Annotated in this window: 12 protein-coding genes; 2 read left to right on the top strand and 10 right to left on the bottom strand. The window is 72.9% G+C overall.

Annotation, left to right across the window (positions count from 1 at the left end):
• Window positions 1-41 precede the first annotated feature (41 nt).
• The 7 genes from ACIGXJ_RS30380 to ACIGXJ_RS30410 form a co-directional block, all read right to left on the bottom strand.
• Complete coding sequence (locus tag ACIGXJ_RS30380; RefSeq protein ID WP_399652071.1) at window positions 42-752, bottom strand: hypothetical protein; 711 nt, start codon at window positions 750-752, stop codon at window positions 42-44.
• A 37-nt stretch (window positions 753-789) separates the two neighbouring features.
• Window positions 790-3099: a glycosyl hydrolase family 95 catalytic domain-containing protein gene (locus ACIGXJ_RS30385; RefSeq protein WP_399652074.1), complete on the bottom strand. Its 2310-nt coding sequence runs from the start codon at window positions 3097-3099 to the stop codon at window positions 790-792.
• A complete protein-coding gene (locus ACIGXJ_RS30390; RefSeq protein ID WP_399652076.1) occupies window positions 3096-5057 on the bottom strand; it encodes a beta-galactosidase in 1962 nt (653 codons plus the stop codon). The genes ACIGXJ_RS30385 and ACIGXJ_RS30390 overlap by 4 nt, the downstream gene beginning before the upstream one ends.
• Window positions 5054-7243, bottom strand: a complete 2190-nt coding sequence (locus tag ACIGXJ_RS30395) for a 1,4-beta-glucanase (RefSeq protein WP_399652078.1) — start codon at window positions 7241-7243, stop codon at window positions 5054-5056. The genes ACIGXJ_RS30390 and ACIGXJ_RS30395 overlap by 4 nt, the downstream gene beginning before the upstream one ends.
• Window positions 7244-7368: 125 nt before the next feature.
• Window positions 7369-8313 (bottom strand): carbohydrate ABC transporter permease, encoded by a 945-nt coding sequence (locus ACIGXJ_RS30400; protein WP_399652080.1) that lies wholly within the window; start codon window positions 8311-8313, stop codon window positions 7369-7371.
• On the bottom strand, window positions 8310-9344 hold the full coding sequence (locus ACIGXJ_RS30405; RefSeq protein ID WP_399652082.1) for an ABC transporter permease: 1035 nt from the start codon (window positions 9342-9344) through the stop codon (window positions 8310-8312). Before ACIGXJ_RS30405 ends, ACIGXJ_RS30400 begins: the two co-directional genes overlap by 4 nt.
• Before the next feature lie 27 nt (window positions 9345-9371).
• A complete protein-coding gene (locus ACIGXJ_RS30410; protein WP_399652084.1) occupies window positions 9372-11057 on the bottom strand; it encodes an extracellular solute-binding protein in 1686 nt (561 codons plus the stop codon).
• Between the two features lie 334 nt (window positions 11058-11391).
• Here ACIGXJ_RS30410 and ACIGXJ_RS30415 point away from each other — a divergent pair, with 334 nt between their 5' ends.
• On the top strand, window positions 11392-14226 hold the full coding sequence (locus ACIGXJ_RS30415) for a glycoside hydrolase family 3 C-terminal domain-containing protein (protein WP_399652086.1): 2835 nt from the start codon (window positions 11392-11394) through the stop codon (window positions 14224-14226).
• A gap of 82 nt (window positions 14227-14308) precedes the next feature.
• Here ACIGXJ_RS30415 and ACIGXJ_RS30420 read toward each other — a convergent pair whose 3' ends face one another.
• The 3 genes from ACIGXJ_RS30420 to ACIGXJ_RS30430 all read right to left on the bottom strand — a co-directional run bounded on the left by ACIGXJ_RS30420 (window position 14309) and on the right by ACIGXJ_RS30430 (window position 19946).
• Window positions 14309-15754 carry an aldehyde dehydrogenase family protein gene (locus ACIGXJ_RS30420; protein WP_399652088.1) on the bottom strand — a complete coding sequence of 482 codons (1446 nt, stop codon included), beginning with the start codon at window positions 15752-15754 and terminating at the stop codon, window positions 14309-14311.
• 373 nt (window positions 15755-16127) lie between these two features.
• Window positions 16128-17705, bottom strand: coding sequence for a PucR family transcriptional regulator (locus ACIGXJ_RS30425; RefSeq protein WP_399652090.1), 1578 nt, complete (start codon window positions 17703-17705; stop codon window positions 16128-16130).
• 156 nt (window positions 17706-17861) lie between these two features.
• Entirely contained in the window at window positions 17862-19946 is a 2085-nt protein-coding gene (locus ACIGXJ_RS30430) for an ATP-binding protein (RefSeq protein WP_399652092.1), read from the bottom strand.
• A 280-nt stretch (window positions 19947-20226) separates the two neighbouring features.
• Here ACIGXJ_RS30430 and gabT point away from each other — a divergent pair, with 280 nt between their 5' ends.
• Window positions 20227-21561, top strand: coding sequence for a 4-aminobutyrate--2-oxoglutarate transaminase (gene gabT, locus ACIGXJ_RS30435; protein WP_399652096.1), 1335 nt, complete (start codon window positions 20227-20229; stop codon window positions 21559-21561).
• Window positions 21562-21693: the final 132 nt, after the last annotated feature.

Below are 21693 nucleotides of genomic sequence, written 5' to 3' on the forward strand. Positions count from 1 at the left end.
CCGTAGGGGAGGGACCGGCCGCACGTCTGTTCGCCTTCGGATCAGCTGCTGCTGACCGTCAGGCTGTTGGTGCGGAAGTCGAGTCCGCCGGACGACGAGGTGATCTCGTAGCCGAACTGCACGTCCCCGATGGTCTCGTTGCCGAACCAGCCCTTGGTGTCCTTGATCCACTTCAGGATCGGCAGGATGTTCACCGTGCCGGAGCCGGAGTCGGAGGTGCGCAGGAACGAGTAGACCTCGTTGGCGCCGTTGTTGCCCTTGTAGACGTTCCAGGTGTGGCCGCCGAGACTGACGGTGCCCTGGGAGGTGCCGAGCGGGCCGACGGCGCCGTTGTAGTTGACCCACAGCATGATCTCGTGGTCGTAGTCCGTGTCCCAGATGTCGTAGGACGTGTTGTACGCGCCCGCCGACGGGACCGTGACGTTGTAGCTGCTGGTCAGCGAACCGATCGAGGTGATCGTCCTGTTGATGACCTTCTTGGCGTTCGGGTAGGACTTGATGCCGCCGGTGTTCGGGTGGTTCGCCCAGACGCCCCAGTTGGTGCCGGAGTTGGCCCAGACGCACTGGCCGCCGGCGCCGGAGCCCCAGATGTTGTTGTAGAGGGTGTAGCCGTTCAGGCTGGTGTTGCCCCACTGGTCGCACGTGCTCCAGATCGCGGCCTGTGCGGGCGCGGCGGCGAGTCCGACGGTCGCGCCGAGGGCGAGGGCCGGGGCGAGCAGTGCGGTGAGGAACCTTCCGCGGGTACGTGCCATGGTGTCCCTTCCATGGGTGGGGGGAAGTGCGCGGTCATCAGGTCCTCAGGGTGAGGACCTGGTCCTCTCCGGCGACGAGGTCGAGCGACCGCCCGTCGCCGGAGGGGGTTCTGAGGTCCACGCGGCAGCTGCGCGTGGGGCGGACGACGGCGGTCGCCCCGTCATGGCTCCAGCCGAGGTCGACCTCGGCGCCGAACCGGGTGCGGACGCCCGTGATCCGGCCTCGCGGGATGCTTTCGGGCCGGGCGGGCAGCAGCACGAGCCGGGCAGGGGTCGACTGGACGAGCGCCTCGATCAGTACGGCGGGCAGGGTGTGGGCGGCGTCCGCGTTGTAGACGTCGCGCTGGGGGTAGTGGGCGCTCATGAGGGAGGCGTGGAAGTAGTCGCCGTCGAGCACCTGGTCGAGGGCGTGGGTGAGGCGTGCGGGGTCGTTGAGGCGGGCCGCGACCAGCGCGTGGTGGAGGTGGCCGTGCGCGGAGTCGTTCTCGGCGCCGCGCAGTTCGAGGGCGCGGCGGGCGGCCCTCGCCAGGTCCGGAGTGTCGTACGGGGTGATCTCCTCCAGCGGCCACACGCCGTAGAGGTGGCTGAGGTGGCGGTGGTCGTAGGTGTCGTCGAGGCCGGGCCACGCCCATTCGGCGAGGGCGCCGTCCCGGTTGACGCGGTGGGGCGGGAGCCGGTCGGCGAGTGCGCGCAGGCGTGCGGCGCGGGCCGGGTGGTAGTCGGCGGCGGTCAGCAGGGCGTGGCGGGCGGCGGACAGGTCCATGGCCGCGTTGACTGCGCCCCAGCTGCCGTTCGCGGGGCGGTTCTCGGGTGAGTAGGAGGGGACGACGACGAGACGGCCGGCGTCGTCGGTCCGGGTGAGGAAGTCCTCGTAGAAGTCGGCGAGTTCGGCGAGGGCCCGGGCCGTGCGCGGGTCCCGCGTGCCGCACGTCTCGTCCTGGTCGACGAGCGGTTTCAGCAGCCAGTCGGCGCCCGCCGTCCACAGGTGCAGGGGGTACTCGCGGGAGAAGTGGTGGGCATGTCCGCACGCGCCGTCGGTGTGGGCGGGGGCGACGACACCCCGGGCGCCGAACACGGCCCGGGCGTTGTCCCGCCAGTCGGGCAGCTGGCCGTGGACCAGCCTCGCCTGCGCCTCGGTGACCTCGGGCAGGGCCCCCGCGACGGCGGAGGCCGTCTGGAGATTGAGGTTGGCGTCCGTGGTGAACGCGCCGGACCAGGCCGTGTCCCACTCGCCGGTCCACAGGCCGGTCAGCCGGGGCGGCAGCAGGCCGGACGCGGACAGCAGGTGGTAGCGGCCCGCGGCGAAGAGGCGTTCCAGCAGGGCCGGGCCGTGCGGCCTGGCGAGCAGCTCCGAGCCGGGCAGGGCCCGTTCGGCCGGGTCGGCGGCCAGGTCGAGGGCGACCCGGCTGTAGGCGGCCCGGTGCAGGGCGAGATGCCGCTCCAGGAGGGCGTCGTAGGGCTGGAGGAGGTCGCGCAGGGCGCGGGTCTCCTCGACGACGTCGAGTTCGCCGGTGTGGCGGCGCACCCGGGTCAGGAGCAGGACGGAGGCGGCGCCCTGGATGTGGGTGCCGGGCGCGGCCAGGGTGGTGGTGCCGCCGGTGACGGCCGCCACGGTCACTCCCGTGTAGGCGTGGTCGCCGCCCGGGTAGCGGGCGCGCAGGGTGAGGGCGACGCCCTCGGGGGTGAGGTGGGCACCGTGTCCGGCCCCGAGGCCGGGGGGAACGCCCGGGAGGCGGTGGTCGAGGGCGAGTTCGAGGCTGAGGCCGGGGCCCTTGATGTGCTGGACGATCACGTCGTCGGCACGGGAGACGAACACGCGGCTGGCCCAGTCGGGGGTGCGGGCGATGACCTCGCCGGTGGTGAAGTCGACCTCGCGGCGGTAGGAGTGACCCGTCGCCCGCGGGCGCTTCGGCCGCTTGAGCCGCAGGGCGAACGCCGGATGGAAGGGCCGCACCCAGTGCAGCGGGCGGCCGTCGGTGAAGTCCTCGGCGGCGGTGAGGTCGCCGGCGAGCAAGCGGTCCTGGACGGCGGGGAGGTCGGCGGCGAGCTCGGGAGGGTGGTGGGTGCCTGTGCCGGGGTGAGGGCGTACGAGGGTGTGGTGGGTGACGATGACCCGGTCGTCGTTCGGGTCGCCGGACACGAGGGCGCCGTGGTGGCCGTTCCCGGCGAGGAAGGAGTCCTCCCAGCGGGCGGCCGGGCGGGGCTCCCAGGTGCCGTGGACAGGACCGGCGGCCGTGGCCGGCGAGGGGGCTGGGCGGGGACCGGCGGGGGTGAGCGGGGAGGGGGCGGGAGGGGGGCCGACGGTCGTGGCTGGTGAGGGGGCGGCGGGAGAGGAGTCGCCGGTCATGGCTTGAGCACCGCCACTCCGTAGCGGCCGAGGGTGATGCGGTCCGTGACCGTCTCGCCCGTCAGCAGGTCGTGGTGGGTGCCCGGCACGGTGACGGTGACCGGCTCGCGGCCGTGGTGGAGCAGGAACAGCAGCTCACCGCGGCGCACGGCCTCGACGTCGGCGGGGAGGCCGTCCAGCACCGGCCGGGCACCCGCCTCGGAGGCGATCCGCGCGAGCAGCTCGCGCAGGGCCTCCGGCTCGGGGAGGGTGGAGAGGTACCAGGCGCGGCCGTTGCGGAGCACCGCGGGGAGGCCGTCCAGTTCGCCGCCCTCGTACGCGAGGGACTCCTCGCAGTCGGCGTCGATCTCCTCCGACCACAGCGTGCCGCGGAACCCCGCGCACTCGACGCTCTCCCCCGCCTCCAGCGGCCACCACTCGTGCAGTGTGCGGATGCCGAACAGCTCGCGCAGCCGGGCGTCCATGCCGCCGGGGCGCACCCGGTCGTCCCGGTCGGCGACTCCGGTGAGGAAGCCGCAGACCAGGGTGCCGCCCTGGGCCACGTACGCCAGGAGGTTCTCGATCGCCGGGTCGGTGAGGACGTACGCCTGCGGGACGACGACCAGCCGGTAGCCGCGGAGGTCGTGCTCGGGGTGGGCGAAGTCGGTGGTGAGGTGGGCCTCCCACAGGGCGCGGTGCCAGGCGCGCAGGACGTCGGCGTGGTCGACCTCGGTGGACGGGCGGCCGTCCTGGCAGGAGGCCCACCATGCGTGCCAGTCGTGCACGATCGCGACGTCCGCGGTGAGGGCGGTGCCCGTGACCTCGCGCAGCCGCCGCAGCTCGGCGCCGATCCGCTTGACCTCCTGGAAGGTACGGCCCTGCTCGCCCGCGTGACCGACCATGCCGGAGTGGAACTTCTCCGCGCCCTGCCGGGACTGGCGCCACTGGAAGTAGCAGACGGCGTCGGCGCCGCGGGCGACGGCCTGCAGGGACCACAGGCGGTTCAGTCCGCGGGGCTTGGGGTGGTTGACGCCGCGCCAGTTGACGGCTCCGGCCGCCTGCTCCATCAGCATCCACGGTCCGCCGGCCTGCGACCGGGTCATGTCCTGCACCAGCGCGCCCAGTTGTCCGCCGCGCGGGTCGCGCGGGTCGGGGTAGACGTCGACGGAGACGACGTCCTCCTCCTCGGCCCAGCGCCAGGCGTCGACACCGATCCACAGCGGCATGAAGTTGGTGGTGACCGGGAGGTGCGGGGTGTGCCGGCGGACGATGTCGCGCTCGGCCACGTAGCACTCCAGGAGCATGTCGGAGGTGAAGCGCCGGAAGTCGAGGACCTGGCTGGGGTTGTTGAGATAGTGGGCGTGGCGCGGGGGCAGGATGCCGTCCCAGGTGTCGTAGCCCTGGCTCCAGAAAGCCGTGCCCCAGGCGGTGTTGAGGGCGTCGAGGGTGCCGTACCGCTCGCGCAGCCAGCGGCGGAAGGCGGCCGCGGCCTCGTCGCCGTGGTCGGCGGTGCAGTACTCGTTGTTGATGTGCCACATGGTGAGGGCGGGGTGGCTCGCGTAGCGGGCGGCGAGGTCCTCGGTGATGGCGGCGGCGTAGTGCCGGTAGGTGGCGCTGGAGTGGGAGAAGTGCTGGCGTCCGCCCCACCACTCGATACGGCCGTCCGCGTCGCGGGGCAGCGTGTCGGGGTGCAGCCGGCCCATCCAGGGCGGTGGGGCGGAGGTCGGGGTGGCCAGGACGACGCCGACGCCGTGCTCGTGCATCAGGTCCATGAGCCGGTCGAGCCAGCCGAAGTCGCGTTCGCCCGGTTGGGGTTCGAGCTTCGCCCAGGAGAAGACGCCGAGGGTGACGGAGTTGACACCGGCGTCATGCATCAGCCGGACGTCCTCCTGCCAGGTCTCCTCGGGCCACTGCTCGGGGTTGTAGTCGCCGCCGAAGAGGAGGCGGCCCCGGGTGGCGGTGGCGAGGTCCGCCGTCATGCGGGGTCTCCGTACTGGATGCCGCGGCCGTTGGTGGCGAGGTAGACACGGCCGTACACGCGGGGGTCGCCCGTGATGGCCTCGCCGGTCCAGCCCCACTGGTGGGCGTCGTCGTTGATGCGGGTCCAGGTCCGCGCGCCGTCGTCGGAGCGGAGCACGGCGGTGACGGTGTCCGCGGCACCCACCTGGTAGATCGCGGGGTAGTCGGCGCCCTCGGCGGCCTTGCCGAATCCGAGGGTGAAGGAGGCCCGGCAGCTGTCGGCCTTCGCGAAGATCGCACCGCCGTCGGTGGACCGGTACAGCCCGTTCCCCTTGGCGCTCAGCCAGAGGTCGCCGGACCGTCCGGGGGCCGCGACCAGCTTGAACTGGCTGTCCCCGGAGGGCAGCCCGGTCGCGCGGGCGGTGAAGGAACGGCCACTGTCAGTGCTGGCGTATACCGTTCCTGTGTCGGTGTCGTACGCGTAGAAGAGCGTCGGGTCGGCCGGGTCGGCGACCGGCGTGGCGCCCTTCGGGAAGGAGGAGACCTCGGACCAGGTCGTGCCGTTGTCCGCCGAGCGGTGAGTGGGATGTCTCGTGCCGTCCCAGTGCACGAAGGACCACAGCAGCGCGCTGCCGTCGGCATTGGTGGCGATCGGTCCCGGTGCGCTCCGGGCGATGTCGGGCTGGGCCGCGAAGGGCGCCCAGGTCCGCCCGCCGTCCTCGGAGTACGCGCCGTTGCCGTGGTCGCCCCAGCCACTGCGGACGACGTACGACGCTCTGGCCGCGGCTTGCGCGAGTCCCGTCGCCGACCCGAACACGGGGTTCGCCGCCATGCCGTCCGCCGGAGACGCCGTGAGCAGCTCGTGGTACATCACGCCGATGTCCCCCGACCCACTGAGCAGATGCGCCTCCCCGGCCGGGGGCGAGATCAGCTGCCGCACGGACGTCTCCTCCAGGCCGCGGATCCGCGGGGCCCAGTGCACGAGGTCACGGGTGCCGTAGAGCGTGGCGCCGGTGCCGTACACCACGTGCCCGGAGTCGTACGGGTCGACGGCCAGGGCCTGGATCCACCAGCCGAACTTGGGGCTCTCGCCACCCCACTTGAGATAGGGGGTCTCGGACACGTCCACCACGGCGGACTCCTTCAGGGACGTCCAGGTGCGGCCGCCGTCGGTGGTGCGGTACAGGGTGTCGACGGCCGCCCAGCGGTTGTTGGTGGACACGACGACCGTGCCGGGCCGGCGGGCGTCCACGGCGACCCCGCCGTAGCCGAAGGTGTCGGCGCCGCCGGGCCGTGCGGGGGTCACGTCCCTCCAGGTACCGCTGCCGGTGGCCAGCTTGTGCACACTGCCGTCGGCCTGTCCGTTGGGCCCGGGCGCGTCGGCGTACGTCACGTACAGCTCGCGGGTGAGCCGGTCGTAGGCCGCGCGGACGGGCACCCTGGCGGCGGTGCCGGAGGGCTGACCGGGTACGGCGGTCCAGGTGGCCCCGTCAGCGGTGCGGAACAGGTTCGGCCCGGTGCCGCCCCCGTCGCCCCAGCCCGCGTACACGGCCCGGCCGGCCGCCACCAGCAGGGTCACGCCCTGCCCGGTCGCGCTCGGGGCCGCCGGGAAGCCGGACGCGGGTGCCCAGGTGGCGCCCCGGTCGGTGGACTTCAGCAGCCCGTCGTGCCGGGTGCCCAGCCACAGGGTGTCGCTGTCGCGCGGGTCGACGAGGAGGCGCTCACCGCAGCCGCGCCCGTCCTCGTTCGCGCCGAGCTTCACCGGGAGGTCGGTCCGTGCCCAGGTCGCCCCCCGGTCCTCGGACCGCAGGACGGCGCCGTTGCCGGCCCAGGGCTGGGCGTAGGTGCCGAGGGCGAGGTAGACCCGGTCGGGGTGCGCCGGGTCGACGGCCATGGCCTCCACGCCCAGGAGGTTCCAGTCGTCCCACCCCAGGTGATCGGTGAGCGGCGTCCAGCGGGCTCTGCGGTCGTCCCAGCGGTAGGCGCCGCCGATGTCGGTCCGGGCGTAGGCGAGCCCGCGCACGCGGGGGTGGAACAGCACCCCCGTGACGAACCCGGTGCCGCCGATGACGACGTTGCGCCAGCGGTAGGGGCGGGCAGCGGCGGGGGCGGCCCGGGCCGGTGCCGGAAGGGGCAGCGCGGCGAGGGCGACGGCGGCCGCGCTCCCTGCAAGAACGGTTCGCCGAGACGGCCTGGGCGCAGACATGACATCCCTCGCTGTGTGAAGAGGTGACAGGGGAGAACTCAGGGGGGCGGGGAACTGCGCGAGCAACCACGCGACCCGCGGCCGAGGGGCGCCGGAAACCCCGGCGGCGCTCACCGGCCGGGGCTTCAGCCCTTCACCGCCCCCGTCAACATGCCCTTCTTGAAATGCCGCTGCACGAACGGCGACAGCACCGCCACCGGCAGCAACGCCAGCACCATGACGGCCATCTGCACGGCCAGCCCCGACAGCTCGCCCGTCTTGATGGCCTGCCCCAGCCCGACCGGAGCCTCCTGCTTCTGCACGAGCTGGATCATGACGTTCTGCAGCGGCATCATGTCCTGGTCGTTGAGGTACAGGGACGCGTTGAACCACGCGCTCCAGTACCCGACGGCGTAGAACAGGGTGATGACGGCGATCACCGCGCGGGACAGCGGCATGACGATCTGCCAGAGGATCCGGAGGTCGCCCGCCCCGTCGATCCGCGCCGAGTCGGTCAGCTCCTGCGAGATGCCCATGAAGAACCCGCGCAGGACGAGGATGTTGAAGACGCTCACCGCGCTCGGCAGGATCAGCGCGAGATAGGTGTCGGTCAGCCCGAGCGACTGCACCAGCAGATAGGTCGGGATGAGGCCGGCGCTGAAGAACATCGTGGCCAGCAGGACCAACAGGATCCAGCGGTGGCCGAGCGACCCGGTGCGCGACAGCCCGTAGGCGCAGAGCACCGACACGGTCATGGAGAACAGGGTGCCGACGAGCGTGACGAGGACGCTGATGACCGCCGCGCGCGTCACCTGTCCGCCGCTCAGCAGCTCCCGGTAGGCCACGAAGGTGATGTCCTGCGGCACCATCACCAGCCCGCCGGCCTCGTCGATCGTCCGGCGCGAGGACAGGCTGGTGACGACGACGATCCACAGCGGGAAGAGGATCGCGAGGCAGGCCAGCGTCAGGACCAGCCCCTTGGCGGCGAGCCCGGCCGGCGTCGGCTTCTCCTCCCACACCGGCCGGGGCGGGGCCTGCCACCAGCGGGGCGCGGCGGCCTCGGCGGCCGGCTTGTCGATGACGGCGGTCACTTCTTGTACACCCCCTGCTCGCCCATGAGATGGGCCACCTTGTTCGCGACGAGGACCAGGCCGAGACTGACGACGCCCTTGATGAGCCCGGCGGCGGCCGCGTAGCCGAAGTCCTGGTTGCGGACGCCGTTCCACCACACGAAGGTGTCGAGGACCTCGGACGCGCCCGGCCCGACGGCGTCGCGCTGGAGCAGGATCTGCTCGAAGCCGACGGTGAGCGCGTCGCCCACCCGCAGGACGAGCAGCAGCGCGATCACGGGGCGCAGGGCGGGCAGCGTGACGTGCCAGATGCGGCGCCAGCGGTCGGCGCCGTCCATCGCGGCGGCCTCGTAGAGATCCGTCGGCACGGCCGCCAGCGCGGCGAGGAAGACGATGATCCCCCAGCCGGCGTCCTTCCACACGGACTGCGCGGTGACCAGGTACTTGAAGGTCTCCGGGTCGGTCATGATGTCGAGGCCGTCGTAGCCGTGCTGCCGCAGCAGCTGGGAGAGCAGGCCCGCGCCGCCGAACAGCTGCTGGAAGACGGCGATGACGAGCACCCAGGAGAAGAAGTGCGGCAGGTAGAGGATCGCCTGGGACACCGCCCGCAGCCGGGGCCTGACGACGCTGTTGATCAGCAGCGCGAGCAGGATCGGGATGGGGAAGTACAGCACCAGTTGCAGGAAGAACAGCACCAGGGTGTTGGTGACCGCGTTCCAGAAGTCCGAGTCGTCGAAGATCCGCCGGAAGTTCTCCAGGCCCACCCAGGGACTGTTCAGCATCGACACGACGCCGTTGTCGCTGATGTAGGGGTCGTAGTCCTGGAAGGCGACGATGTTGCCGAGGATCGGGACGTAGTTGAACAGCAGGACCAGGGCGACGGCCGGCAGGGTCATCAGCAGCAGCACGCGGTCGCGGCGGAGCCGGAGCCGGAGGCTCGGCTTCCCCGAGGGTCGTCCGCGCCGGGGCCCTGGGGCGCGGCCGGGCGCCACCGGGGCCTTCTCGGTCGTTACGGCCTCGGCCCTGTTCCGAGGCACCGTGCTGTGGGACACGGCTGTTCTCCTTGCCTCAGTGCCGGGTCAGCCCGCTGCCGAGCCGTTCTCGTCGAGGATCTGCTTGTACCAGTCGCGCAGTTTGTCGCCGCCCTTGCTCTTCCAGTCGGAGACGGCCTGCTGCATGTCGCTGATCTTCTTGCGGCCGCGGACGATGTCGTCCTCCAGCTGCTCGAAGTTGCTGGAGAGGTTGGAGTAGCGGGCGGGCTCCGTGATCTGCATGCCGTAGAAGGAGGACTTCCTGGTGAAGGCGCCCATGCGCTGCTGCCACTCGACCTGGCCGCGGGCGACCTCGGGGAAGTCGGGGTGGGCGATGGTGGGAGCGGGGCTCGCGACCATCACGTAGGCGTTCATCACCTCGTTGTTGCCCTGGTCGGTCTTGGCGGGGACGCCGTTCTCGACGGTGTAGTGGGTGCCCTCCACGCCGTAGTTGGTCATCATGTACTCCTTGGTGCCGTACGGCGCGGCGGTGACGTTGGCGACGGCCAGCACGTCCCGGACGACGGACTCCGGGGCCTTCTTGTTGACGAAGGCGAAGATGCCGGCGGGCTGTTCGGCCCACAGGGTGGGGTCGCCGCCGTCGTGGGCGTGCACGTCCATGCCCCAGATCTCGAACTCGGGGTTCTGGGTGGCCTGTTCGGCGGTGCGGCTCCACCACTGCGAGATGTTCTGGGCGTAGATCAGGAACTCGCCCTTGGCGAACTTGGGGCCCGGGTCCGGGGCGTTCTTGCCGAACTGGGCGTCGGGGTGGACGACTCCGGCGGCGAAGAGCTTGCGTGACCACTCCAGCGCTTCCAGGAACTCCTCGGTCTCGACGCGGTTGACCAGCTTGCCGTCGACGAGGTTCCAGCCGAGCGGCTTCTCGCTGCCGGAGAGCACGCCGAACATCTGGAACGCGGTCCACTTCATGTCCAGGCAGGCCCAGCGCCTGGCCCGGGCGTCGGTGATGTCCTTGGCGAGGGCGAGGAACTCGTCCGCCGACTTCGGGACCTCGTAGCCCTCCTTCTCGAAGACGTCGCGGCGGTAGAGGGGCACGATGCCGGGCACCGAAGGCGCCGGCTGCGGCAGGCCCAGCAGCTTGCCGCCGAAGATGGAGCGCCGCCAGGCGTCCGTCGGGATCGCCGCGAGGTTGGGGTACTCCTTGACCGCGTCGCCGGAGAGGTAGGGGCCGAGGTCGGCGAACTTGCTGATGATGGCGGTGGGGATGCGGCCGTTCATGTTCCAGCCGGGGACGACGACCACGTCCGGGACGTCGCTGGAGGCGAGCACCGCGCCGAGCTTCTGCTCATAGGTGTTGCCGTCCTGGTTCTGCCAGCGCACGTCGACGCCGATCAGGTCGTTCATGCCCCGGTAGTAGGCGTTGTCCGACTTCGGGGGCGAGCCCCAGAACGGCGACATGACGGTGACCTTGCCGCCCTTGCCGAGCTTCTCGGGCACCGAGGTCTTCAGGCCGGCGACGTCGAGCTTGCCGGTGAACCCGACGGCGGAGCCGTTCTTCGCGGGGAGGTCCGGCACGACGACGTTGCCGGCGACGTAGGCGGGAAGGATCTTCTTGGCGTCCTTGCCGGACGTGGTGCCGTCGCGCGAGCCGCCGTCGGACCCGCCGCAGGCGGCGAGCAGTGGCATCCCCCCGGCGACCGCCGCGGTGGCCACCGCGGTGGAGGCGAGGAAGCTTCTCCGGCTGGGGGCGGAGGAAGCGGCGTTCGGCGTCATTGCGTCAACCCTTCGTGGCGCACCAGGACACCCGGCGGTTCAGCCGTCGGCTGCGGTGTCTTCAGTGGAACTGGCTGAGCGGAAGCGGTTCTCGCAGGGCCCTGGGCCCGTCCGTCGAAGCGCTTCGATGTTGCTGCGAGGTTAAGTGAACGCCCAGGGGTGCACAAGGGTCGAGCCGAGATTCCTGCCCGACCGGCCGGTGCCGCGGCAGCTCATGGGGAGCCTGGGGAGCCGGAGTTGATCCGGTGCGACGTCTTGACACCCACCCCCACGTCGAATGAGCATCGAAGCGCTTCGAAAGCGCCTCGCCGTTCCATCGCAAGGGGAACCCCACGTGACCGCATCCACGCCGCCCGCGCCGCCGTTCCGCGATACGCATCTGCCGCTCGCGAAGCGCATCGACGACCTGCTGTCACGCCTGACGCTCGACGAGAAGGTGTCCTTCCTGCACCAGTTCGTCCCGGCCGTGGAGCGGCTCGGCGTGGCCGCCTTCCGCACCGGCCAGGAGGCGCTGCACGGAGTCGCCTGGATGGGCCCGGCGACGGTGTTCCCACAGGCGGTGGGGCTCGGCGCGACCTGGAACGAGGACCTCGTACGCCGGGTCGGCGAGGCCGTCGCCGCCGAGGTCCGGGCGATGCGGGCCCGTGACGACCGGGTCGGCCTGAACGTCTGGGCGCCGGTGGTGAACCTGCTGCGCCACCCGCTGTGGGGCCGCAACGAGGAGGGCTACTCCGAGGACCCGAGGCTCACCTCGGCCATCGCCACCGCCTACACCCGCGGCCTGCGCGGCACGGACCCGCTGTACTGGCGCACCGCCCCGGTGCTCAAGCACTGGCTGGCCCACAACAACGAGACGGACAGGGATACTTCGTCGTCCTCGGTGCGCCCGCGGGTCCTGCACGAGTACGACCTGCGGGCCTTCCGCGAGACGGTCGAGGCGGGTGCGGTCGCCGGGGTGATGCCGGCCTACAACCTGGTCAACGGCCGCCCCAACCACGTCTCGCCCTACCTGCGTGAGCAGCTGCGCACCTGGACCGACGAGGAGCTGCTGGTCTGCTCGGACGCGGGCGCGCCCTCCAACCTGGTCGACTCCGAGCACTACTTCGACACCCACGAGGAGGCGACGGCGGCCGCTGTCCTGGCCGGCGTCGACAGCTTCACCGACCACGGCACGGACTCCTCGGTCGTCCTGGCCCGGGTGCAAGGCGCCCTGGAACGGGGCCTGCTGACCGAGGCGGACGTCGACACGGCCGTACGCCGCCAGCTGTCGGTCCGCTTCCGGCTCGGCGAGTTCGACGGCCTCGACGACAGGGGCGCCTTCGACACCCCCGAGCACCGGGACCTCGCGCGCGAGGCCGCCGAGCAGGCGATCGTGCTGCTGAAGAACGACGGCGTGCTGCCGCTCGCCCCCGACAGCCGGATCGCGGTCGTCGGGCTGCTCGCCGACGAGTGCAAGCTCGACTGGTACAGCGGCACGCTCCTGCACCGCTCCACCCCGCTGGAGGGCCTGTACGAGCGGTTCGGCGCGGAGCGGGTGCGGTTCGCCGAGGGCGTGGACCGGGTGCTGCTGCGCACGGCCGACGGACGTCTCCTGCGGGTGCCCGCCGCCCCCGGCGCCCCGCAGGACGAGCCCGGCGCCGAGGCCGCCCTGGACCCCGCACTGCTGTCCGGCCGCACCGACCTGCCGCCGCTCACGGCGGACGCCGAGGGCACCGAGCTGGCCCTGACCGACTGGGGCGAGGGCGTCCTCACCCTGCGCGCGCCGGACGGCCGCTACCTCTCCGTCGCCGACGACGGCTTCCTCCGCGCCTCCGCCGGCCGGCCCGGCGGCTGGGTCGTACAGGAGACGTTCCGGCTGGAACCCCATGGCAGGGGTCACCTCCTCCGGCATCTGGGGACAGGTCGTCCTGTCTGCGTCGCCGCCGAGGGCGTGAAGGTTGCCGGGGAGTCCGGGACAGCCGGGGAGGTCTTCGAACTGGTCGTCGTCCAGCGGGGCGAGGACGCGGTGGCCCGGGTGGCCGCCGACGCGGACGTGGTGATCGTCGTCGCGGGCAACGACCCGCACATCAACGGCCGTGAGACCGAGGACCGTACGACGCTGCGGCTGCCCGGCCACCAGCGCCGCCTGCTGCGCGCCGCCCGCGCCGCGAACCCGCGCACGGTCCTGGCGCTGGTCTCCGCCTACCCCTACGCGATCGAGCCGGGCCCCCTCGCGGCCGCGCTGTGGACCGCGCACGGCGGCCAGGCCGCGGGCACCGCGCTGGCCCGGGTGCTGGCCGGTGACGTCTCCCCCGGCGGGCGCCTGCCGCAGACCTGGTACGGCCGCGACGCCGATCTGCCCGGCCTGCTCGACTACGACGTCATCGGCAGCCGCCAGACGTACCTGTACTTCGAGGGCGTGCCGCTGTTCCCGTTCGGGCACGGGCTGACGTACTCGGCGTTCGCGTACGGCGATCTGACCGCACGTGCCTCGGGCGACACCGTGGACGTCTCCTTCTCGGTCACCAACACCGGCGGCCGGGTCGCCGACGAGGTCGCCCAGCTGTACCTCCGCCCGGCCGCCCCGTCGGTCGTCCGGCCGCGCCGGCAGCTGGTCGCGCACCGCAGGGTGCGGCTGGCGCCCGGCGAGCGGGCCGGCCTCGCATTCGCCGTGCCGCTGCGGGAGTTCGGCTTCTGGGACGTGGCCCTCGGCCGCCGGCGCGTCGAGCCGGGCCCGTACGAGCTGCTGGCGGGCGCCTCCAGCCAGGACATCCGCTCGCGTACGACGGTGACGCTCGACGGCGAGCCCACGGGGCCGCGCCCGGTGCGCGAACGCGGCCTTCCGGCGGCCGACTTCGACGAGCAGAGCGGCACCGAGATCGTCGACCGCGCCAAGGTGTCCGGCGACGCGGTGCGGGCCGTGGCGGCCGGCTCGGGCGAACTCCTCTACCGCGACTGCGACTTCGGCACCGGGGTGACGGGGGTGCGCGCGCAGGTCGCGGGCGGGGGGACGCTGGAGGTGTCCCTGGACGGCGGCCCCGTGCTGGCCGTACTCACCCCGCGGACACCCACGTCAGGCCCGTACGACTACGTCACCCTCGACGCGCCCCTGGTCGCCGCGGGCGTCCACGACGTCCACCTCGCGCTGCGCGGTCCGCTGCGGCTCGCGCACGTCGGCTTCTCCGGTTGAGGGTCCGGAGAGGCCGGCGGACAGGCCGACGGCCTGAGCCCCCGCACAGTGGGCTCAGGCCGTCGGTGTCTGCGGATCGCGCTCAGAGGGCGAGACCGGTCAGGACCAGGACGCGCTCGTAGGTGTAGTCGTCCATGGCGTACTTGACGCCCTCGCGGCCGACGCCGGACTGCTTGGCGCCGCCGTACGGCATCTGGTCGGCGCGGTAGGAGGGGACGTCGCCGATGATGACGCCGCCGACCTCGAGGGCGCGGTGGGCGCGGAAGGCGGTCTGCAGGTCATGGGTGAACACACCCGCCTGGAGGCCGAACTTGGAGTCGTTGACCGCGGCGAACGCCTCGGCCTCGCCGTCGACCCTGTGCAGGGTCAGGACCGGGCCGAAGACCTCCTCGGTGGCGAGGGTGACGTCCGCGGGCAGGCCGGCGAGCACGGTCGGCGCGTAGGTGGCGCCCTCGCGGGTGCCGCCGGTGAGGAGCTTGGCGCCGGCCTCGACGGCCTCGTTCACCCACGACTCCACGCGCTTGGCCGCGTCCTCGCTGACCAGCGGGCCGACGTCGGTGGAGTCGGCGGCCGGGTCGCCCACGCCCTGCGCCTCGACGGCCGCGACGACCTTCTCGGCCAGACGGTCGTAGACGGAGGCGTCGGCGATCACGCGCTGCACGGAGATGCAGGACTGGCCGGCCTGGTAGTTGGAGAACGTGGCGATCCGAGTCGCCGCCCAGTCCAGGTCGGCCTCGGAGGACCAGTCGCCGAGCACCACCGCGGCGGCGTTGCCGCCCAGCTCCAGCGTGCAGTGCTTGTGCGGCACCGACTGCTGGATGCCGTAACCGACCTTGTCGGAACCGGTGAAGGAGATCACCGGCAGGCGCTCGTCCTGCACCAGGGCGGGCATCGACTCGTTGAGGACCGGCAGCACGGACCAGGAGCCGGCCGGCAGGTCGGTCTCGGCGAGCAGCTCACCGAGGATCAGGCCGGACAGCGGGGTGGCGGGGGCCGGCTTGAGGATGATCGGCGCGCCGACGGCGATCGCGGGGGCGATCTTGTGGGCGCACAGGTTCAGCGGGAAGTTGAACGGCGCGATGCCGAGGACGACGCCCTTGGGGAAGCGGCGGGTCAGGCCCAGCCGGCCGACGCCGCCGGCGTCGGTGTCCAGGCGCTGGGCCTCCCCGCCGTTGAAGCGGCGGGCCTCCTCGGCCGCGAAGCGGAAGACGGACACGGCACGGCCGACCTCACCGCGCGCCCACTTGATCGGCTTGCCGTTCTCGGCGGAGATCAGCTGGGCGACCTCCTCGGTGCGCTCGGCCAGCCGCTTGGAGACGTGGTCCAGGGCGGCGGCGCGTACATGGGCCGGGGTGGCGGCGAACTCGTCGAGGACGGCGTGCGCGGCGGCGACGGCCTCTTCGACCTGGGCCTCGGTCGGGACACTGACCTTGCCGACGAGACGCCCGTCGTACGGGTTGGTCACGTCGAAGGTGTCGGTGCCGGTGGCCTGGCGGCCGGCGAGCCAGAAGGCGTGGGTGGCGGTCATTCGAGTCCCGGCCCTTCCGCGTAGAGGGGTGCTTGTCGGGTCCACCGTAGGTGGGGGTCGCGACCTGCGGGGTTGTCCGATCCGTAGCAGTCGGCGGCGCCGGTGCGACGATTTGGCCTGCCACGCGGGGCGGTGGCCCTCAGCGTCCGCCCCAGCACCGGGCCGGTGCGCCGGTCCGGTCCCCCACTCGGGCCCCGCACCCTCAGCGTCCGCCCCAGCTCCGGGCCGGTGCGCCGGTCCGGCTCGCCACTCCGGCCCCGCACCCTCAGCGTCCGCCCCAGCACCGGGCCGGTGCGCCGGTCCGGCCTCCCACTCGGGCCCCGCACCGCCCAGCCTCCGCCCCAGCACCGGGCCGGTGTGCCGGTCCGGCCCGCTACTCGGGCGCCGTGGCCTTCAGCGCCAGCCACAGCTCCATCCGTACGTCCGGATCGTCCAGGGAGCGGCCGAGGATCTCCTCCACGCGCCGCATCCGGTAGCGCAGGGTGTGCCGGTGCACGCCGAGGTCGGCGGCTGCGGCGTCCCACTGCCCGTGCCGGGACAGCCAGGCCCGCAGGGAGGCCACGAGGTCGCCGCGGCCGGTGGCGTCGTGCTCGTGCAGGGCCCGCAGCAGCCCGTCGGCGAACGCCTTCACGGCGTCGTCGGCGAGCAGCGGCAGCACGGACCCGGCGGCGAGCCGCTCGTGCTCGACGAGGACGCGGCCACGCCGGCGGGCCACGCTCAGCGCCTGCTCGGCCTGCTTGTACGCGGTGGCAGCGGCGATCGGCCCGGCGGGCGCCGACAGCCCGACGACCAGCTCGTCCTCCTCGCCCGCGGACTGTTCCCGCGCACCGGTGCGGGCGGCCTCGCGCTCGGCGGCGTACTCCAGACAGGCGCCCGCGGCGGCGCCGTCGTCCGTGGCCAGCACCACCAGGCGCTCGCCCTCGGGCACCGCCAGCACGGTCTCGCCCGCGCGGGCGGCGGCCGACTCCACCAGCTCGGTGAGCGCGTCGAGGCGGCCGCCGGAAGGCGCCGCGCTCTCGGCGACGGCGATCCGGAAGGGCGCGTCCAGCAGCCCCCCGTACAGGTCCCCGGCGACCGCGCGGGCGTGGTCGGGCTCCCCCGCGAGCAGCATGCGCAGCACGGCCGCGCCGATGCGCTGCTCGGCGGCGTGCAGCGAGCGGGACCGTTCGGTGGTGAGGGTGAGCAGGGCGATGGCGGAGTGGACGGCGTAGCGCTCGGCGGTGCCGAGGGCGGCGGCGGTGCCGACGGCGAGGGCGGCGCGGGGGCGGCGGCCGGTGCCGATGGAGTGCAGCTCGACCCGGTCCTCGTGCTCCGGCCCGCCCACCACGGAACTGGCGGGTGCGGGCCGCTCGCGCAGCCGCTCCACGTCGGCGGTGAGCCGGGCGGCCCTGCGTCCGGCCCAGTCCGGGGCGGCGGCGACGACCGCGCCCGAGGCGTCGTACAGCGCGGCCCATCCGTCGACCTGCGCGGCGAGCGCGCCGAGCAGGCCCTCCGGGCCCTCGCCGAGGGCCTGTCTGGTCAGCTCGCGCTGGGCGGCGAAGCCCGCGGTGACGGCCCGGTACTGGTCGGCGGCGATGGCGGCGGAGACGGCCTTGGTGATGGCGAGGAACGGGGTGCGGCGGGGCACCTCCAGCAGGGGCAGGCCCTCCTGCTCACAGGCGTCCACGAGCGCCAGGGGGATCTCGTCGTAGTTGACGCCGACGGCGAACCCGAGCCCGACGACCCCCGCCCCGACCAGCCGCCGCACGTACCGGCGCATCGCCTCCGGCTCCTCGGCGTCCAGCTTCAGCGCGGTGATCAGCAGCAGCTCGCCGCCCTCCATGTAGGGCACGGGGTCGGCGAGCTCGCTGACGTGCGCCCAGCGCACGGGCACGTCCAGGCGGTCCTGGCCCGCCCGCACGGTCAGCTTGAGCGCGGAGTGGTGGGCGAGCGAGGCGAGCGTGGGAGGCATGGGGCCTTCAGAGCTAGGGGGACACGAGCGTCCAGGAGACAGGACCGGTGCGCTTGATCACTTGGCCGCCGTGTATGAACGGCCTCCACCGATTCTGCCTCACCGTACGGTCCGGCCCCACCGGTGCGCCCTGTCTCCACCCACTCGGTCGTCGCGTCAGCCCCGGTCGTGCAGGTCCACCAGCAGCGGCGGCGCGTGCTCTCCCTTCACCGTCGTGAGCGACAGCACGGCGTGCCCGGGCGGCACCGCGTGCGCCAGCTCGGACGCCGACCAGCGCTCCCGCTCGACCTGGCGGACGGTGACGGCCCGCGCGGTGGGGGCCTTGCCGGTGATCACCCGGCGCAGCATGTGGACGGCCTTGCCGGCCGGGGTCTCGGCGATGATCTGCCGGTCGGTGACGTCCCGGGCCTCGGTCCACTCCTTCCCCCACACCTCGGCGAAGTCCTGCCCGTCCCAGGGGGTGAGCCCGGACAGCGCCATCCGGCAGCCGGTGGCGCCGAGCAGCGGGCCGCGCAGCGGACGCGGTACGTCGTCGAGGGTGCGCAGCGTCAGCACGACCCCGGCGTTGGCGGACCTCAGGCGCTGGATGCCGCGCACCGCCTCGGGCGTGACGACCCCGGAGGCGTCGTCCATCACCAGGCAGGCGAACAGCGACCGGTCCTCCCGTACGGTCACGCTCGCCGTGAACTGGGCCAGCACCAGCCGGGCCAGCATCCGTGAGGCGTCGGCGTGGCCGCGCGCGGGCAGGTCGATCCGGACCCGGACGGGGTGGTCGAGGGCCTGCAGCGAGAACGGCCGGGACTGGCCGGAGGTGTCGAAGAACCCGGCGAAGGCGGGGCGGTCGAGCAGCGCGATCCGGTCGGCGAGGGCCCCGCCCGGGTCGCCGGGCCGGCCGGTCTGCCGCTCGTGCGCGTCGAGCTCCCGCAGCAGGGACTCCTGTCCGCCCGCCCGCAGCGCCTCGCGCAGCTCCGCGAGCGGTCCGGGGTCGCCGTCCAGGAGCCGGCGCAGCTCGGGGACGCCGGGGAAGCGCCCGTGCACGGCCCGGAACGGCCCGAGCAGCCGGCCGAGCACCGTGGTGGCACGGCGGACCTCGTCGAGGTCGCCGACCAGCGCCTCGGCCAGTATCGCGGCCGCCTCGTCGGGGTCGCCGGTACCGCCGTACAGGTCGAGGTCGTAGGCGGACTCCGGATTCCCGATGCGTACGACGACGTCGAAGGCGTCGGCCGGGCCGAGGCCCGCGCCCGCCGCGCCGACCGCGACCACGGCGGTACGCCCGGCCAGCGCCTGCAGGCACAGCGACTCGGTGAGCGGTCGCACCAGGCTCCCCGTCTTGCCGGAGCCGGCCGGGCCGACGGCGACCAGCGAGGTGCCGAGCAGATCCGGGCCGAGGCCGAGCCCGGTGCCGCGGTAGGCGTACGGGTTGCGCGGGTCGTCGGCCGTGGTGCCGAGCCGTACCTGCCCGGTGACCAGGTCGTGCCGTGCCAGCCGCGCGGGCAGGTCCCGTTCCCCGGACGGGTGCGGACACGCGGCGGCGCCGTCCTTCAGCACGGCCCCGGTGAACGCGGCGAGGCTGAACCTGCCGGTCCGCACGCCCTGCCAGGCGCGCGCGATCCTGGCCTGGTCGACGTCCTTCATGAATCCGCCGCGCGCCTCCGCCGCGAGCCGCTCGGCGGCGTCGGCGGCTCCCGCGGCACGCAGCGCGGGCCACTGGGCGGGGTCGTCCCCGGGGGCGGGCGTGGCCGGTGCGGGATCGCGCGGCCTGAGGCGGGGGGCGACGAAGCGCCGCCAGATCTCGGCCCAGCGGCCGAGCCGTGCGACGGCGACGACGATGACGCCCGCGATCAGGCCGTAGTACAGCAGTGAGGTGATGAAGAAGCCGGTCTTGTCGCCGGCGCCGGTCCGCCAGTCGTCGGGGGTCATCGCGAGGAGGGGGATCAGCCACCAGTCGCCCAGGTAGCCGTTGTAGAGCAGCGACCAGACGAGCCACCCCAGCAGGAAGGCGATGACCGCGCCGCCCAGCAGCTGCGCGACCGGCGCCTCCTCGGGCTCCTCGTCCGGCCGTGGCACGTGCCCGAACCGCCACACCCCCGGCGCCGCCTTCGGCCGCGGCGTGCGCAGCCAGGCGAGGAAGGCGGAGCCGTCCGGGCGGGGCGGCATCGCGGGCACCTGCGGCGGCCCCGCCGGGCGCGGTACCGGGTTCGCCTGTGTGCCCCGGCTGTCCTGCGTCCCGTCGCTGTTCATCGCCCTTGCCCCCTGACCAGCCGTTCGGTCCATCGTCAGCGGTCAATCTAACGCTCCCGCAAGGGGAGTTCACCGGTACGCGGCCGGGGACGCGCCAAGCGACACCCTCAGCTCTATGTCCACCGCGGACAACCGCGACACGCGAAAGCGCCCACATGGAGCATGCCCACCCCCCTCCACCCGTCCTAGCCTGCGAAAAAGAAGAAAAGCGTCCTCAAGACGTCCGTAAGACCTCCGTACGACGTTCGTCAGACGTCCGTAACACCCCACAGGAGCCCTCATGACCGCTGTTCCGCAGGAGCGCCGCGTCGTCACCGCCATCCCCGGCCCGAAGTCGCAGGAGCTGCAGGCCCGCCGTGTCGCCGCGGTCGCGCAGGGCGTGGGCTCGGTGCTGCCCGTGTTCACCGCGCGCGCGGGCGGCGGCATCATCGAGGACGTCGACGGCAACCGCCTGATCGACTTCGGCTCCGGTATCGCCGTGACCTCCGTCGGCGCCTCCGCCGAGGCCGTCGTACGCCGTGCGAGCGCGCAGCTCGCCGACTTCACCCACACCTGTTTCATGGTCACCCCGTACGAGGGCTACGTGGAGGTCGCCGAGGCCCTCGCCGAGCTCACCCCGGGTGACCACGCCAAGAAGACCGCCCTGTTCAACTCGGGCGCCGAGGCCGTCGAGAACGCCGTCAAGATCGCGCGTGCGTACACCAAGCGCCAGGCGGTCGTCGTCTTCGACCACGGCTACCACGGCCGCACCAACCTGACGATGGCGCTGACCGCGAAGAACATGCCGTACAAGCACGGCTTCGGTCCGTTCGCGCCCGAGGTCTACCGCGTGCCGGTGGCGTACGGCTACCGCTGGCCGACCGGCCCGGAGAACGCGGGCCCCGAGGCCGCCAAGCAGGCCATCGACCAGATCAGCAAGCAGGTCGGCGCCGAGAACGTGGCCGCGATCATCATCGAGCCGGTGCTGGGCGAGGGCGGCTTCATCGAGCCGGCCAAGGGCTTCCTGCCGGAGATCGTGAAGTTCGCGAACGACAACGGCATCGTCTTCGTCGCGGACGAGATCCAGTCCGGCTTCTGCCGCACCGGCCAGTGGTTCGCCTGCGAGGACGAGGGCATCGTCCCGGACCTGATCACCACCGCCAAGGGCATCGCCGGCGGTCTGCCGCTGGCCGCCGTCACCGGCCGCGCCGAGATCATGGACGCCGCCCACGCGGGCGGCCTGGGCGGCACCTACGGCGGCAACCCGGTGGCCTGCGCCGGTGCGCTCGGCGCCATCGAGACGATGAAGGAGCTCGACCTCAACGCCAGGGCGAAGAACATCGAGGCGGTCATGAAGGCGCGTCTCGGTGCCATGGCCGAGAAGTTCGAGATCATCGGCGACATCCGCGGCCGCGGCGCCATGATCGCCATCGAGCTGGTCAAGGACCGCGCCACCAAGGAGCCGAACCCCGAGGCGACCGCCGCGCTCGCCAAGGCCTGCCACGCCGAGGGCCTGCTGGTCCTGACCTGTGGCACCTACGGCAACGTGCTGCGCTTCCTGCCCCCGCTGGTGATCGGCGACGACCTGCTGAACGAGGGCCTCGACATCATCGAGCAGGCGTTCGCGCGCATCTGAGCAGCTGATCCGCGCCTCTGACGGCCGCCTCCGGCAGACCGTGTGAAGAACGTGTGGGGGGAGGATGGCAGGATGCCGTTCCGGCTGTCCTGCCCCCTCCTCCTGTCGTAGGTTCTTCCCAGATGAGAGATA

The sequence above is a fragment of the Streptomyces sp. NPDC053367 genome (assembly GCF_044545925.1).
GTDB lineage: Bacteria > Actinomycetota > Actinomycetes > Streptomycetales > Streptomycetaceae > Streptomyces.